Here is a 15450-nt window from a genome sequence, read left to right as displayed (position 1 = left end):
CCCGCCATGGAAACCCGAATCACTTGGCGCCCAGTTCCTTCTTGAAGAAGTCGATGGTGCGTTGCCATGCCAACTTCGCGGCAGCTTCGTCGTAGCGTGGCGTAGTGTCGTTGTGGAAGCCGTGATTCACGCCGGGATAGATGAATGCCTCGTATTTCACGCCTGCCTTCTTCAGCGCTTCCTCATACGCGGGCCAACCGGCGTTCACCCGCTGGTCGAGTTCGGCGTAGTGGATCAGGAGGGCTGCCTTGATGTTGGGGACATCAGCCGCGGCCGGTTGTCCACCGTAGAAGGGCACTGCCGCCTTGATCGTGTCAGGCAGCCGCACCGCGAGGGTATTCGCCATGCCGCCACCGAAGCAGAAGCCCACGACGCCGACCTTGCCATTGCACAGCTCGTGACCTTGCAGCCATTTCGCCGCGGCGATGAAATCTTCATCCATCTCTTCCTTCTTGCGCTTCCCCTGGAGCGCGCGGCCCTCATCGTCATTCCCCGGGTATCCGCCCAAGGGGGTGAGGGCATCGGGTGCGAAGGCCACGAAGCCCTCCACGGCAAGCCGGCGGGCGACATCCTCGATGTAGGGATTCAGTCCGCGGTTTTCGTGGACCACGATCACGCCGGGCAGCTTGCCCTCGGCCTTGGCCGGGCGGGCGAGGCAGCCCTTGATCTTTCCTCCGCCGGCGGGTGAGTCATAGGTCTCGTAGGACACCTTGATCCGCTCGTCGTCCTTCTTCACCTGCTCAGCGAAGGCATACTGCGGGCTGAGCGCGGCCACGATGCTGGCGACGGTTACGCCGCCGACAGCGAATTTCGAGGCCCGGTCGAAGAACCCACGCCGGTCGACCTGACCGTGCACGTACTCGTCGTAGAGATTAAGCAGTTCCTGGGGAAAATCAGCGGCGGTTTTTCGGTCCATCCTCATGAAATGGTCCGGGAAGGGGAAAGTTGCAAGCTTCCCTGTCAGCAGGAATGCTAACGCAGCGGCGTGAGCGTCACCGGTCCGAGCAAGCCGGAGGGCAGGGGCTTCCAGACGGATGCGTCGAATGGCTTGTAGTCGACGTTCACGAAGTTGATTTCATGGAAGGCCTTCCACGGGACCTTCCGGCGGTCGAGATCGGCGATGCGGTTGGCCGCGAGGTTGGTGACCTCGACTTCCAGAACGTTGTTGCCCTGCTTGGGCTCGACTCGCACTGGCTCCGAAATCCATGCCGTGCCCGCATTCTTGCCATTGAGCCGGATCTTCGCGGTTTCGCAGAGATGACCGAGACTGAGGAGGGCGGGGGATTTGCCCTGCCAGTCAAACTCCAGGCGATAGAGTGCGGTGCCGGAGAAGTTCTGGTAGCTGGCACCTTCGCGTTCGGTCCATGAGGCGAGCGTGCTTGTTTCGTAGGCCGGCGGCAGTTCGGGACCACCATCGAGGAAGCTAACTTTCCAAGTGCCATTGAGTGCGACAGCGGGGCTTCCGGCATCGTTACTCAGCCATGGTGTACCGCTCGCGGTCTTGTCGCGGTAGGTTCTGAGGATTCGTGATTCACCGGCGGCAAGGACCAGGCGCACTCCGCCATCGGTGGCGACGACTCCGCTCGCTCCGCGCATGGGATCGAAGAGGACCGCCGACTTCATCGGGGTGGCGAAGTTGATCTTCTCGTCGATGGACTTGTCCGATCGATTCACGATGAAGTAGCTCCAGCCATCTTCGTGGCGACGGCGGACGAAGCGGAGATCATGCTCAGCCATGGACTCCCCGCGGATCTCCGCTGGCAGACCGGTATCCGCTGCGACCGGATGTTCCTTGAAGAGCTTCGCCAGTTCCTCGCGTCCTTCCTGGACTTTGTTCAGGCCGGGAACCTCGGTGGGGACTCCGCCGCGGAAAATCACGGGAGCGCCTTGCGCGGCCAGATCGAGCAGATGCTTGGCGGTCGCGACGGGAAGATAGCGGAGTTCAGGGACGACCAAGGCCTTGTAAGAATTTCCGCCCATCTGGATGCGTTGATCCGCAGCCTTGGCGTCATTCAGTTGCAGGTCGGAGACGAAGTCGCAAGGGATGCCGTGGTTCCACAAGGCCATCGCCTCGCGGTAGAACGCCGAGGTGTGCAGCCACTTCTCCTGATTGTGGACGGTGAAGAGGGGCAATCCCTTGCTGCCGTCGTGCCACAGGTCCGCCATGGGGAAATAGACCAACACCTCGCTGTCGGGTTTGCCGGATTGCAGCATCGTCTGGCAGCGGCCGAGGTAGCGGGTGAACGCCGGCAAGTCTCGCCACAGCCCGCCATTCGGCCCCATGTTCGTGGAGGCATAGAAGAGCCAGCCCGGCCATGCGGCGTCTTCCGGGGAGTAGGGAATGCCGTGAAAGAAGATATGGTTCACACCACCGAGCCAGACGAAGTCGGCTGCTTCCTTGAGCTGCTGCGGCGTCACTTGGAAATGCTCGCCCAGCCAAGTGAAGGTTTCTGCGGAGGCCAGTCGCTTGCCAGTCACGTGCGCGGCGGAGGAGGCAAACTGCAGCATCGGGATCTGCGCTTCGTCCACATGGCGGAAGATCTCGGTCTCGGGGATGTCGGCGACCGCATAGTGGTCTAACAGATTTCCCGGGGAGCCGTGGGCTTGGTTGCGGGTCAGGCTGCCGCGTGCCTTTGCCCAGTCGTGCCAGCGCGCGAGATACTCGCGGTGGAGATCGCTCATGGTCTCGCGGTAATCGGCGCGGACGCGAGCGATGGTGTCACTCTCGCCTTCGCCGTGGAAGGCCTGCAGTTGCGTCCGCAGGTCGTAGCCGCGAAGCTGCTGGAAACGGGTGAAGAAATCGTCCGTCCACTCCGCGCCGTAATATTCGAAGGAATCGTGGAAGTGGGCCCGCGGCTCGGGAACATTCGGCCGGTCCAGTGCCTCTGAGAAGGGCTTCAGATAGGCGTCGATCGCCTTGGTCGAGTAGGGATCGAGCACACAGCCCGCGCCGCCCGGTGCCGAGCGCTTCACCTTCTGGATTGCATGCCGCGAGATCAGGCCGTGAATCCGCCAGCTTCCCGCAGGTGGCGTCCAAGCCAGCGCGCCGTCCTTCACCATGGACATCAGGTCCATGGGATCGCCTTGAGCGGGCCATGCGGAGAGGACTTCCACACGTCCCTTCGGAAGCTTCAATGAAAAGGGCTGCCCGCCCTCGGCCTTGGCGATCACGCTATCGACGCTGGCCGAGGCATCTTCCTCCTTCACCCAAGGTCCGCCGAAGGGCCAGCCAGTGCCAGTCGTGAGATCGACTCCCATGTCCAATCGCTCGGCCTCCTTCGCGGTGTGGGCGTAGGCGTTCGTCCAAGGCTCGGAGAGGAAGGACAGGTCCCGCGACTCGAAGCCCTTCGCCCCGTAGATTGGGCAGATCTCGACTCCGCCGATCCCGGCCTTCGAAAAGGCCTCGAGCTGCTTGGTTAGATTGGACGTATCGACACCGCTGCCGAGCCACCACCAGCGGGTCCAGGGCTTGGCCTCGCGGGTGAGTGGCGGCCAGGCGGTATCGTCGGCGGCTGCCGGCAGTCCCAGGCAGAGCAGCGCAAGAAGAGCGGGTTTCATGGAGGAGATATCAGGTGCCGCTCGTCCGCTTCGGGTCGATGCGTTCCAAGCGCAGATAGTCGTAAAGCAGACCCTGGTGCCACACCTGGCCGCTCAGGCGCAGCTCGAGCACATTGTCCTTGGTCCTCAGCGCATCGGCGGGGATGGGGAAGTCCAATTCGGTGAGCAGTCCGCGGTAGCCATCACGGTGCATCACGCCGTTCTCCGGCAGTCTACCGCTGTCACCCACGACGCGGCCGTTGACCGCGACTGTCAGGCGATCGTTCTCGCGATGCCCGCAGAGCGCGATGCGCAAGCGGTGCTCTCCCATCTCCTTCAGGTCGAAGTGGACCTTCCACACGGAGTCGCCGGTCACATGACCATTGTCATCCAGTGTGAGCGGCTGGCAGAGGTTCCAGTCCTTCTTCCAATCGCTCTTGCCGATGGTGAAGTCCACCCCGTTGGGGAATTCCTTGCGGAAGTCGAGATAGTGCCCCCACAGCCAGTAGCGGTCGCCATTGCGGAACTCGCTGGCGCTGCGGTCCGGAACGCCGATCTCCCAAACCGTAGGACCAGCTCGTTCGATACTCCAAGCAAGGTTGCCAAGTGCCAGCGGCTTGCCCTCTTCCACAGTAACCGCCTCGCGCGAAAACTCACCCAGCACTCCGTCCGCAAAGGCGTGGAGAACATATTGGCCCGGACGGACCGAACCAATCCGGAAGCTGCCATCCGTCGCCGCCTTCGCCCAGTAATGGTAGTGCTTGCCGTCGCGCTGCCAGCCGACCTTCTCGGTCCAGCGCCGCGAGCCGGTCTGGTAGTCGGCCGCGGTCAGGCCGACCCACATGGCACCGGGCTTGGCATTCCCGACCGGATCCTTGACTGTGATTTTGCCGGTGACCGGCACCCGCTGCTTGGCAGCGTAGAGTGGGCTATCGACCCACGGGTAGGGCCAGCGCTTGATTTCCGCGGTTGCGGTCTTCATCGCGTCCTTCCACATCGTCATGGCGTCCGGGCCTTCGTTGGTTTGCAGGAGGAAGGGCCCGACCACCATCGACCAGGCTTCGCCCTTCTTCACCTCGAGCGAGGTGCCACCGTAGTGGCTGCCGTGCCACATGTTCAGAAGCACCGGCCGCCCGCCGCGATTGACGTCAAGATGACCGGTGAGCTCCGGCTTCGTCGGCCCGCCGGCGATGTATTCCAGCGAGGGATTCACCATCCACAGCCCGACTTTCTTCGACGAGGACGACCAGCCGTAGGCCGGGGATTCGGAGAAGAGCGCGGAATAGCCATACTTGTGCTCCACCTCGCCCTTGTGAATGCCGGTGTTCAGCCGCCGCGCCTCCTTGAGGTTCATTTCAGTACCCTCGTCCCAGTCCTCACCGGTCGGCATCTTCCGCGAGCGCTCGGCGTCGACGGTCAGATAGTCGAAGACCTGCGGATCGGGCTTCACCACGTAGCGCGCCTCGCCAATCCCGAAACCGGGGAACTCAGCCGGGTGCTCGTAGATGCCATAAATGTAGAGCCCTTGGGTATCGTCAGTGAGGGCGTAGCGGAAAGAGACGTTGACCGGCCACGCACCGGGGGCGGCAGGGTCATAGCGGCAATCGATGGCGATTTCGCCGGTGCTGCCGCCGGGCAGGGTGATCCGGGACTCCGCGGCTTTCGCGAAGCCGTCGATTGCGGTGCCTCGCTCGCCGCCGCCGCTGAAGGACCAGTAGCCGGTCCCGCCGCGGATTAGTTCCAGGTCGCCGCGCTTGAAGGAAATCAGCGTGGCCTTGGCCTTGTCGATCCGGGCCGAGACCTTGCCATTCTCGAGAACGAAAGTGCGCCCCTCGTCCCGGACATGGACCTCCGCATGGACGGAGGAGAAGCTCAATCCGGCGGCGAGGACTGTGGCGGCGATCTTAAACGATGGTTTCAACGATTTGAGGTGAAAACGAGTGCTGCCCGCCAAACTAGCCTTGGCAGGGGGTAGAAGCCAGCCCCCCGATGGGGTTAGGGCCGCGATGTTCAATTGCCCGCATCCGGTCTTGCACCCCCCGCCCAGAGCGCCAAGCATCCGCGCCGCCACATGATGCACGATCCGGATCAGCACGCCTCGCTGGGGGCGATGTACCAGGACTACTTCCTCGACTACGCCTCGTATGTCATTCTGGAACGGGCAGTCCCCCACATCAACGACGGCCTGAAGCCGGTCCAACGTCGTATCCTGCACTCCATGAAGGAGTTGGACGACGGTCGCTACAACAAGGTGGCGAACGTCGTGGGCAACACCATGAAGTATCACCCCCACGGGGATGCTTCGATCGCTGACGCCATGGTGCAGCTCGGCCAGCGCGATCTGATGATCGATTGCCAAGGCAACTGGGGCAACACCCTGACCGGCGATGGCGCCGCTGCCCCGCGCTATATCGAAGCCCGGCTGACGAAGTTCGCGCTCGATATTTCCTTCAACGGGAAAACCACCGATTGGACGCCGTCCTATGATGGCCGGAACAAGGAGCCGATCACCTTGCCGATGAAGTTCCCGCTGCTTCTCGCCCAAGGGGTCGAGGGCATCGCCGTGGGCCTCGCCTGCAAGATGCTGCCGCACAACTTCATCGAGCTGATCGATGCCTCGATCGCGGCGCTTCGGAAGGAACCATTTGAACTGTTGCCAGACTTCCCGACCGGCGGGATCATGGACGCCAGTGACTACCGCGATGGACTTCGCGGCGGCCGTGTCCGGGTGCGGGCCCGCATTTCCTCGGAGAAGAAGGGTCTGCTGCGGATCACCGAGATTCCCTTCGGCACTACGACCGGTGCCTTGATGGATTCAATCGTCGCCGCGGCGGACAAGGGCAAGATCAAGATCGCCAAGATCGAGGACAACACCGCGGCCCATGCGGATATTCTGGTCCATCTGCCGTCGGGCGTGGACCCGGACAACATGCGCGATGCGCTCTACGCTTTCACCGATTGCGAACTGAGCCTCGCCTCGAATGCCTGTGTGATCGCGGACGAAAAGCCGCAATTCCTTGGGGTCAGCGAGATCCTCAAACGCAATGCCGAGCAGACCAAGGATCTGCTGCGCATGGAGCTGGAGATCCGCTTGGGCGAGCTCGCCGAGAAGTGGCACTTCAGCTCGCTGGAGAAGATCTTCATCGAGAACCGCATCTACCGCGACATCGAAGAACAGACCACTTGGGAAGGCGTGATCGGCGCCATCGACAAGGGCCTCAAGCCCTTCAAGAAGCTCCTCAAGCGCGAGGTGACGCAGGACGACATCGTCCGCCTCACCGAGATCAAGATCAAGCGCATCTCAAAGTTCGACTCCTTCAAGGCCGACGAGGAGATCAAGGCACTGGAGAAGGACATCGAGGAGACCGAGAAGAACCTCAAGCAGCTCACCAAATACAGCATCCGCTGGTTCGAGGAACTGAAGAAGAAATACGGCAAGGGCCGCGAGCGGAAGACGGAGATCTCTTCCTTCGACCGCGTCGACCGCAGCCAGGTAATCCTGGCCACCGAGACCCTCTACCTCGATGAGAAGAACGGCTTCGCTGGCTATGGGCTGAAGAAGGAGACCCCGGTCGAGAAGTGCTCGACGCTCGATGACGTCATCATCTTCGGCCAGGACAGCAAAATGCGGATTGTGAAGGTCGCGGAGAAGTTCTTCGTGGGCCCGCGTCCGATGCGCGTGGCGATCTGGAAGAAGGATGAGGACCTGATCTATTCCCTGATCTACCGCGACGGGAAGGAGGGCGCGATCCTCGCCAAGCGCTTCCGCGTCGGTGGCATCACCCGCGACAAGGAATACGAGCTGACCAAGGGCACACCCGGAAGCCGGATCTACTACTTCGCTGTCCACAAGAGTGAGGCGGAGAGCGCGGATCAGTTGCTGATCGTTCACATCAAGCCGGCTCTGCGCCTGAAGAATGTGAGCCGTCCCTTCAACTTCGGCGAGGTCCCGATCAAGGGCCGCAGCAGCGGCGGGAATATCGTGACCAAACTGCCGATCGACCGGATTGTCCGCGCACCGAAGGACTACGATCCGGAAGCCGGGGCGTGAAGTGGCGCGGCCTCTCCAGAGCCGCGACGGTACGGGTCCGCGTAACAGAAAGCCATGGCGATCCCGGGACTCGTCCGCCCTGCCTCGGCATGTTAGGATGCTGCCGTGGCCCTCGATATGGACATGGATCGCTTCCTCTTGCGTGACCGCTTGTGGATCCTCACAGCTCCGGTCGGCGTGCCGGTCTATGACTTCGACTTCCGCCGCTACTTCGATTGCCGAACTCCCTATGAGGTGCCATCAGGGATTCCTGGTGTCGCTCGCATTGGAGCCTTCGGCGACTATGGCACATTCCATCAGCAGTGCGCGGAGGAGGGGATTGCCTTGGTGCATTCGCCGGCAGATCACGAGCGCTGCACTTTCTTGCCGCTTTGGTATCCGTTGATCGAAACGCTAACCCCGCGCAGCCGCTGGTTTCCGGGGATTCCTTCGCTGCCGGAGGTGGAAGACCACTTCGAGTTCCCGATCTTCATCAAGGGGGCACGCCAGACCAGCAAGCACCGCGCGGTAGCAAGCATCGTTCGCAGCCGCGCCGAGTTCGAGGAAGCTGCGCAAATCTTCCGCGCCGATCCAATCCTGCATTGGCAGGACTTCGTCTGCCGGGAGTTGCTGGATTTGCGTCCCGTCAGCGGTGGCACCGAGGGCAAGATCCCGGCATCCTTCGAGTTCCGGACTTTCTGGTGGAAGGGACACTTGGTCGGGGCTGGGGCCTATTGGTATGAGGCGGACAGCTACAGCTGGAACAATGCCGAGCGGGCTGACGCCCTGGCCGTGGCGCGTCGTGCGGTGGAGGCTCTGGGCTGCGCCTTTCTGGTGGTCGATGTTGCGCAGACCACTGATGGCAGGTGGATCGTCATCGAATGCAACGACGGCATGGAAAGTGGCTATGCCGCCGCCTCGCCCTTCGCGATCTGGCAGACGATCGCGGATATCGAAGATGGGGTGGAGTTGGAGCCTTGAAGTCCGCGGTGTTTCCAATGTGATGGGCGGAGATGAGCGACCTCTGGATCTGCCACGACTCGGTCTCTTCCTGGATGAACCCGGCGGTCTGGAACAACTATTTCCGGGCGGTAGAATGTTTGCTGGGCGACCGGCTCTGGAAACTGGACGAGAAGGATCCGCTGCGTCGTAAGGCGGATACGAGCTCGGGCGAAGACGGAGCCTACGTGGTTCAATTCAAGGGGAAGGAGGACAGCCGCTGGCTGTTCGCGGCCTTCCAGAAGTCCAAGATCTCGATGCAGATCCGCCACTACAAGGCGGGCCGGGATTCCTTCGGGCGGGTGCGAAACAATTCCCTGTCCATCTATATCCCGGAGCGATGGCTTTCCGCGGAGTCCATCCGGTGCTTGGGCGAGTTGTTTCAGTTGGGAAACGAGATGCTCGGATCCTTCTATGCTTATGCGGATTTGAAGGACGTCATCTGTGGGAAGGTGCCTTCGACGGGAGGGAGTCTGGACCTTTCGACTGAGTTGCTCGGGGTATTTTGGCTGACCCACTTCGGGCCGCAGTATTGCGATTTCTTCCAACGATCCCGTTTGATGGCACTTCCGGGAGCAGAAGCAGGCCCGGGGGCCGGGATCACGGTCCAGTTTGCCGGCGCCCCCCAGAAGGTCGGTCCGACCGTTCGGTCCGAGGCAGAGGCGGTGCTAGGTGAAATGTGCTTCACGGGCTATGGGCGGCTCAAGATGCCGGGCCAGCATGCGATCAAGCTGGAGGATCTGTTGAATTCACCGGGCTAGGGCGGAGAAGCCTTTCACCCGGCTTTGACAGCCCGGGCAAGATGGGTATTTTCGCCCTCCCAAACCTCGTTACTCCCATGAGCGAAGCCACTCTCGAAACACACTCCTTCCAGGCCGAAATCAAGCAGCTGCTCGATCTGGTCGTCCACTCCCTCTACACCGACCGCGAGATCTTCCTGCGCGAGCTGATCTCGAATGCCTCGGACTCGATGGAGAAGCTCCGCCACCTGCAGGGCACGGAGAAGGACATCCACGATGCCGCGCTACCGCTGGAAATCCACCTCAGCACGGATGCGGAGGCCAAGACCCTGACCATCGCCGACCACGGGATCGGCATGACCCGCGGCGAGTTGGTGGAAAACCTCGGCACGATCGCTCACTCCGGCACCAAGGCCTTCCTTCAGGCGATGAAGGAGAGTGGCAACACGCCAGCCGACATGATCGGCCAGTTCGGCGTGGGCTTCTACTCGGCATTCATGGTCGCCAGCGAGGTTCAGGTCTATACCCACTCCTGGCGTGAAAATGGCGAGGGCCTGCTGTGGACCAGCGATGGCGCGACCGGTTACTCGATCGAGGAAGCAGGCGAGGTGCAGCGTGGTGTGAAGCTCGTGCTCAAGCTCAAGGAAGAGCACGCGGAGTTTGCTGAGGAGTCGCGCGTGAAGCGCCTGATCGAGCAATATAGCAACTTCGTCGGCTTCCCGATCTTCCTCAACGGCGAGCGCATCAACAAGGTCGAGGCCCTGTGGCTGAAGAACAAGTCCGACGTGACCGAGGAGGAATACAAGGCCTTCTATCAATTCACCGCCCACGCCTACGATGAGCCGGCCTACCGCCTGCACTTCAGCGCGGATGCTCCGCTGGCGATCAACGCCCTGATCTTTGTGCCGAACGAGAACATGGAGCGCTTCGGCATGAACAAGATGGAGACCGCCGTGGCCCTCTACTGCAAGAAGGTGCTCATCGATCCCTCGCCGAAGGGCTTGCTGCCTGAGTGGATGCGCTTCCTTAAGGGCGTGATCGACAGCGCCGACCTGCCGCTGAACATTTCCCGCGAGACCATGCAGGACAGCGCGCTGGTGCGGAAGCTCGGCGCGGTGATCAGCAAGCGCGTGATCAAGATGTTCGAGAAGGAGGCCGAGTCCGATCCGGAGAAATACCAGACCTTCTACAAGAAGTTTGACCGTCTGATCAAAGAGGGCGTGGCCACCGACTATGCGAACCGCGATGGCCTCGCGAAACTGCTGCGCTTCGAGTCCTCGATGACCGAGGAAGGCAAGCTCGCCAGCTTGGCCGACTACATGACCCGCGCCAAGGACGGGCAAGACAAGATCTACTACCTCGTCGGCCCCAGCAAGACGCAGCTTGAGAGCAGTCCCTACGTGGAAGCCTTCAAGGCCCGCGGCATCGAGGTGATCTACTTCACCGATCCGGTGGACGAATACGTGGTCGAATCTCTCGGTGACTACGAAGGCAAGAAGCTGGTGTCGATCAGCCACGCCGGCGTCGAGCTCGAGGACAAGGAGCAAGAGGGCGACGCCCTTAGCGCCGAGGCCACCGAAAAGCTCTGCGGCTTCCTCAAGGATAGCCTCGGCGACAAAGTCACTGCCGTCAGCGCCGGTCAGCGCCTCGTCGATAGCCCGGTGATCGCGCTTGTCCCCCAGGACGGCATGACCGCCCAGATGCGCCGCATGATGAAGGCGATGGACGAGAACTTCCAGGACGAGGTGAAGGTCGAGCTGGAGATCAACCCGCGCCACCCGCTGGTCAAGAAGCTCGCCGAGACCCAGGACAGGGACTCGGATCTCGCCAAGCTCGTCGCCAGCCAGATGCTCGACAACGCCCTGATCGCCGCCGGCCTGCTGGACGACGCCCGCGATCTGGTGAAGCGCATGAACGCGCTGATGGAGAAGGCGATGGGCTGAAATTGCCTTCCATCAATCGAGCAAATCCGCAGGAACTTTGCCTCCGTTGGCCGCGAGCTGACGGAGGACTTCCTTGTGCAGCCAGACGTTCATCTTGGCGGAGTCTCCCATGTCGCCGGGATAGTTCAGCTCCTTCGCCAGTGCTTTCCTGGTGCTCAGGCTGCTATCCATGCCGATCAGCTTCATCAGGTCGACGATGGACTTCTTCCAATCGAGCTTCTCGGCGTTCTTCTTGGCCAAGCCATTCAAGACGGCACTGACATCCACCTCTTCCGCGGGAGCTGGCGGCGGTGGCACTGCCGCAGGAGGCGGCGGGGCGACGGTAGCAGCGGGAGGCGCTGCTGCTGTTGTTGTGGCCGTAGTCGCGGCCGATACGCTGGCAGCGGCTTGTTTTGCCGCGGCTTGAACGGTCGGATTTCCGATGACCGTAGTCAGGATATTGGTGATGAGTCCCATAGCATCCGCCAGCGTATCCTTCGTGAAGATAGGATCAAGATGATTTCGGCCGCAGCCAAGTCTCCCTCCGAAACCAAGTCTCTTGCCGCTTGGCGTACTGCCGCGTCGCCGCGTTGATCAGCTCCTCGCACTCGGCCCGGTCAATCTCACCCGCCAGCAAACGCCGGATCTCCCCAAGGCCGATCGCCTTCTCCAAGCCCGGCGTGGTTTGGGTCAATGCCGAAACCTCTTCAACCGCACCGCCATCCAGCATGGCTCGAGTGCGCAGCGCGATGCGGTGATGAAGATCTTGGCGATCACGCTGAAGAAAGACACCCCGTAGCTTTGCCGCCCGCTTTTGCGTGGCATGCTCCCAGTCATCCCGCAAGCTGGAGCAGGGGACCCCTGCAAGCAGGCACACCTCCAATGCCCGCGACACGTAGCGGCGGTTGTGCAGATCCGTGCGCGCAGCCTCCACGGGATCGAGCTCTCGCAGCCGCGAGACTAGTTCCTCCAGCGGCAAGGCGTCGAGCTCCTTGCGCATCTCCGGGTCTCCAGGTGGCAGCGGCGAGGGCCCGTGCGAAAGGAACTTCAGGTAAAGCCCCGAGCCCCCCGTGATCACCGGCGTCTTGCCTCGTGAGCGGAGTCCCTCGATCACCGGCACCACCATCCGCAGGTAGGCCATCGCATCCACGGGCTGGTCGGGCGCGAGCACGCCGTAGAGATGATGGGGGACCTTCGCCCGGTCCTCCGCGGAGGGCGCCGCAGTCAGCACCTCCACGCCACGGTAGAGCTGGAAGGCATCGGCATTGACGATCTCGCCATCCAGTTCACGGCACACCCCGACGGCATGAGCGCTCTTGCCCGAGGCCGTGGGGCCGCAGACGAAGAACAGGCTCTCGGGTGGCGGAAGCGGGAAGTCCACGTGACGGAAGGCCCGAGAGCTAGCGTGGCTGCCCCGAAAGGGAAAGGCTTTCCGCCTCGTCGCGGCCTCCCGGCTACAGCGTCTTCTGGCAAAGCTTCTCCCGCCGGTCTCTAACAAGCCGCACCACCAGCGAGGTCCAGCCCGTCTGGTGCGATGCCCCCAAGCCCTCTCCGGTCTCCGAATGGAAGTATTCGTGGAAGAGCAGCAGGTCTTGCCAGTGGGAGACCTCGGTGTAGCGCTTCGCTTCGTCCGAGGGACCAAAGCAAGGCCGGTAGCCCTTCTCATCCGGGCAGAAGAGCGAGATCAAGCGGTCGCAGATATCGATCGCCACCTCCTTGAGGCTCTTCTCGACGCCCGAGCCGGTCGGATACTCGATCTTGAAGCTGTCACCGTAGAAGTGGTGGTAGCGCTCCAGTGCCTCGATGATGAGGAAGTTGGTCGGAAACCAGATCGGCCCGCGCCAGTTCGAGTTGCCGCCGAACATATCCGAGTCCGATTCACCCGGCGTATAGCGCACCTCATTGCGCACTCCGCCATGCTCGAAGACGAAGGGCTCCTTTTCATGCGCCTTGCTCAACGAGCGGATCCCGTATTCCGAGAGGAATTCCTTCGGATCCAGCATGCGGGAGAGCGTTGCGCGGAGTTGCGCTTCGGAGGGAATCGCCAGTAGGCAGAGCGCCGACTTCTTGTCGCCGGTGTGGCGGCGGATGCTGATGTACTTCAGCAGCTCCGGACGGCTGCTCAGGAACCAGTCCATGCGCTTGCGGAAACCCTCAAGCGATTCGATCTTCGATTGCTTCAACACCGTCACCGCGCACATCGGCAACAAGCCAACCAGCGATCGTATCCGCAGAGGGACCGGATCGTCGTGGTTGACGATGAGCTGGTCATAATAGAAGCCGTCCTTGTTGTCCCACAGGCCGGTGCCGCCCAGCGAATTGATCGCATCGGTGATGCTCACGAAGTGCTCGAAGAACTTTGAGGCGATGTCCTCGTAAGCTGGATTTCCTTCTGCCAACTCCAGCGCCATGGCTAACATCAACAGGCAGTAGGAAGCCATCCACGCTGTGCCGTCGGCCTGATGGAGCTTGCCGCCGTCCGGCAAGGCGTGTGAGCGGTCGAAGACCCCGATGTTATCCAAGCCCAGGAATCCGCCACCGAAGACGTGGCGGCCTTCCACGTCCTTGCGGTTTACCCACCAGGTGAAGTTCAGCAGCAGCTTCTGGAAGGCCCGCTCCAGGAAGAGCAGGTCGCGGGCACCATCGGTATTCGCGATCTTGTAAACCCGCCAGACGGCCCAGGCATGGACCGGCGGATTCACGTCGGAGAAATTCCACTCGTAAGCCGGGAGCTGGCCGTTCGGGTGCATGTACCACTCCCGCAGTAGCATCAGCAATTGATCCTTCGCGAAGGCCGGATCGACCGCCGCAAAGGGGATCATGTGGAAGGCCGAGTCCCAAGCCGCGAACCACGGATACTCCCACTTGTCGGGCATCGAGAGAATGTCGCGCGCGAACAAATGGGACCAATCCGAGTTGCGCCCGTGAAGCCGCGCCTCCGGCGGTGCAGGTCCATCGCTGTCGCCCTTTAGCCAGTCCTCCACCACGTAGTGGTAGAATTGCTTGGTCCAGAGCAGGCCTGCGTAGCCTTGGCGGCAGATGAGATATTCCTCCGGCTCTAGGCCGGTGGTGATCACCTCATCGTAGAAGGCATCGCACTCCGCGATCCGTTCGGTGAAGCTCTCATCGAAGCCATCGAGGCCAGCGATATCATTCCCCCCGATCGTCGAGTGCAGGCGGCAGCGCACTGTCACCGTGCCACCGGGTGGAACACTGAAGTGGAAGTGCGGCGCCGCCTTGGTGCCCATCCCCAGCGGTGAAACGGCATCCTCCTGGCCTTGGATTAGCAGCTTGTGGAAGGCGTCCTTCACATACTCGCTGGGTCCGCCGATGCCGTAGATGGCAGGGTAGTCGGTTTCATTTTCGGTGAAGAGCCATCGGGCCTCCTCGTCGAAATCCGGTGAATCCGCGTAGAAGAGATAGTCGCCCAGCGTCTCGTGCGAGGCGAAGACATGCTCGCCGTGCTGCGCGATCGAAGGCTTCCGCAGCGGCGTCTCGCGCTCGCTGCCCCACTTCCACACATTGCGGAACCACAGGGTCGGCAGCACGTGGATATCCGCCGCCTCAGGACCGTGGTTGGTCACCGTGATCCGCCACAAGATGTCTTCCGGCGAGCGCTTCGCGACTTCCTGCAGGACGTCGAAATAGCGGCCCTCGTCGAAGATCCCCATGTCGGCGAGCTCCAGCTCCGTGCCCTCCCGGCCGCGGCGGGCGTTCTCCTCGCGGATCTCGGTGTAGGGGAATTTGGCGTGGGGATACTTGTAGAGCGCCTTGGTGTAGGAGTGGGTGGGCGTGGAATCGAGGTAGTAGTAGCACTCCTTCACGTCCTCACCGTGATTGCCTTCATTCCCGCCGAGGCCGAAGAGGCGCTCTTTCAGAATCGTGTCGTTGCCGTTCCAAAGCGCGGGCGCAAAACACAGGCGGCACTGGCGGTCTGACCAGCCCTGCAGGCCGTCCTCGCCCCAGCGGTAGGCTCGGCGCCGGGCGTGGTCGTGGGGGAACTCGCCCCAACTCCAGCCGTGCTCGGAGTAGTCCTCGCGCACGGTGCCCCACTGGCGCTCGCTGAGGTAGGGCCCCCAGCGTTTCCAATTCTTCCCCCGCTGGCGATCCTCCTCCAGCCGCTCGTGTTCGCGCGTCATCCGCGACCGTTAGAGCAGAAACCGTGCAGGATTGCCAAGGTCCTGAAAATTCGTCTCCACAAGCCTCTGATTCCGAATAGGTC

The 15450-nt window shown here is 62.0% G+C and carries 10 protein-coding genes; 4 read left to right on the top strand and 6 right to left on the bottom strand.

What is annotated here, in order from left to right; genetic code table 11:
- Nucleotides 1–19: 19 nt before the first annotated feature.
- From BV071_RS02510 to BV071_RS02500, 3 genes are read right to left on the bottom strand one after another with little or no spacing between them, the layout of a single operon-like run.
- Nucleotides 20–916 (bottom strand): dienelactone hydrolase family protein, encoded by an 897-nt coding sequence (locus BV071_RS02510; RefSeq protein WP_035601515.1) that lies wholly within the window; start codon nt 914–916, stop codon nt 20–22.
- A 56-nt stretch (nt 917–972) separates the two neighbouring features.
- Nucleotides 973–3558 carry a glycosyl hydrolase gene (locus BV071_RS02505; RefSeq protein WP_035601512.1) on the bottom strand — a complete coding sequence of 862 codons (2586 nt, stop codon included), beginning with the start codon at nt 3556–3558 and terminating at the stop codon, nt 973–975.
- 10 nt (nt 3559–3568) lie between these two features.
- A complete protein-coding gene (locus tag BV071_RS02500) occupies nt 3569–5458 on the bottom strand; it encodes a polysaccharide lyase family protein (protein ID WP_265593978.1) in 1890 nt (629 codons plus the stop codon).
- 150 nt (nt 5459–5608) lie between these two features.
- Between BV071_RS02500 and BV071_RS02495 the strand changes: the two genes are divergently transcribed.
- The 4 genes from BV071_RS02495 (at nt 5609) to htpG (ending at nt 11249) form a co-directional block, all read left to right on the top strand.
- The gene (locus BV071_RS02495; RefSeq protein ID WP_035601507.1) at nt 5609–7588 is read left to right on the top strand and encodes a DNA gyrase/topoisomerase IV subunit A; all 1980 of its coding nucleotides are present in this window, start codon (nt 5609–5611) and stop codon (nt 7586–7588) included.
- Nucleotides 7589–7693: 105 nt separating this feature from the next.
- On the top strand, nt 7694–8548 hold the full coding sequence (locus tag BV071_RS02490) for an ATP-grasp domain-containing protein (protein ID WP_265593977.1): 855 nt from the start codon (nt 7694–7696) through the stop codon (nt 8546–8548).
- 32 nt (nt 8549–8580) lie between these two features.
- Nucleotides 8581–9327 carry a hypothetical protein gene (locus tag BV071_RS02485; protein ID WP_035601502.1) on the top strand — a complete coding sequence of 249 codons (747 nt, stop codon included), beginning with the start codon at nt 8581–8583 and terminating at the stop codon, nt 9325–9327.
- 77 nt (nt 9328–9404) lie between these two features.
- Nucleotides 9405–11249 (top strand): molecular chaperone HtpG, encoded by a 1845-nt coding sequence (htpG, locus tag BV071_RS02480; protein WP_035601500.1) that lies wholly within the window; start codon nt 9405–9407, stop codon nt 11247–11249.
- Between the two features lie 12 nt (nt 11250–11261).
- Here htpG and BV071_RS02475 read toward each other — a convergent pair whose 3' ends face one another.
- The 3 genes from BV071_RS02475 to BV071_RS02465 all read right to left on the bottom strand — a co-directional run bounded on the left by BV071_RS02475 (nt 11262) and on the right by BV071_RS02465 (nt 15367).
- The gene (locus tag BV071_RS02475; RefSeq protein WP_035601497.1) at nt 11262–11705 is read right to left on the bottom strand and encodes a DUF3597 domain-containing protein; all 444 of its coding nucleotides are present in this window, start codon (nt 11703–11705) and stop codon (nt 11262–11264) included.
- A 34-nt stretch (nt 11706–11739) separates the two neighbouring features.
- Entirely contained in the window at nt 11740–12609 is an 870-nt protein-coding gene (miaA, locus tag BV071_RS02470; RefSeq protein WP_052572785.1) for a tRNA (adenosine(37)-N6)-dimethylallyltransferase MiaA, read from the bottom strand.
- A 73-nt stretch (nt 12610–12682) separates the two neighbouring features.
- The gene (locus BV071_RS02465; protein WP_035601495.1) at nt 12683–15367 is read right to left on the bottom strand and encodes a glucosidase; all 2685 of its coding nucleotides are present in this window, start codon (nt 15365–15367) and stop codon (nt 12683–12685) included.
- Between the last annotated feature and the right edge of the window lie 83 nt (nt 15368–15450).

It is taken from the genome of Haloferula sp. BvORR071 (assembly GCF_000739615.1).
Classification (GTDB): domain Bacteria; phylum Verrucomicrobiota; class Verrucomicrobiia; order Verrucomicrobiales; family Akkermansiaceae; genus Haloferula.
This window is presented reverse-complemented; position numbering and strand designations above follow the sequence as displayed.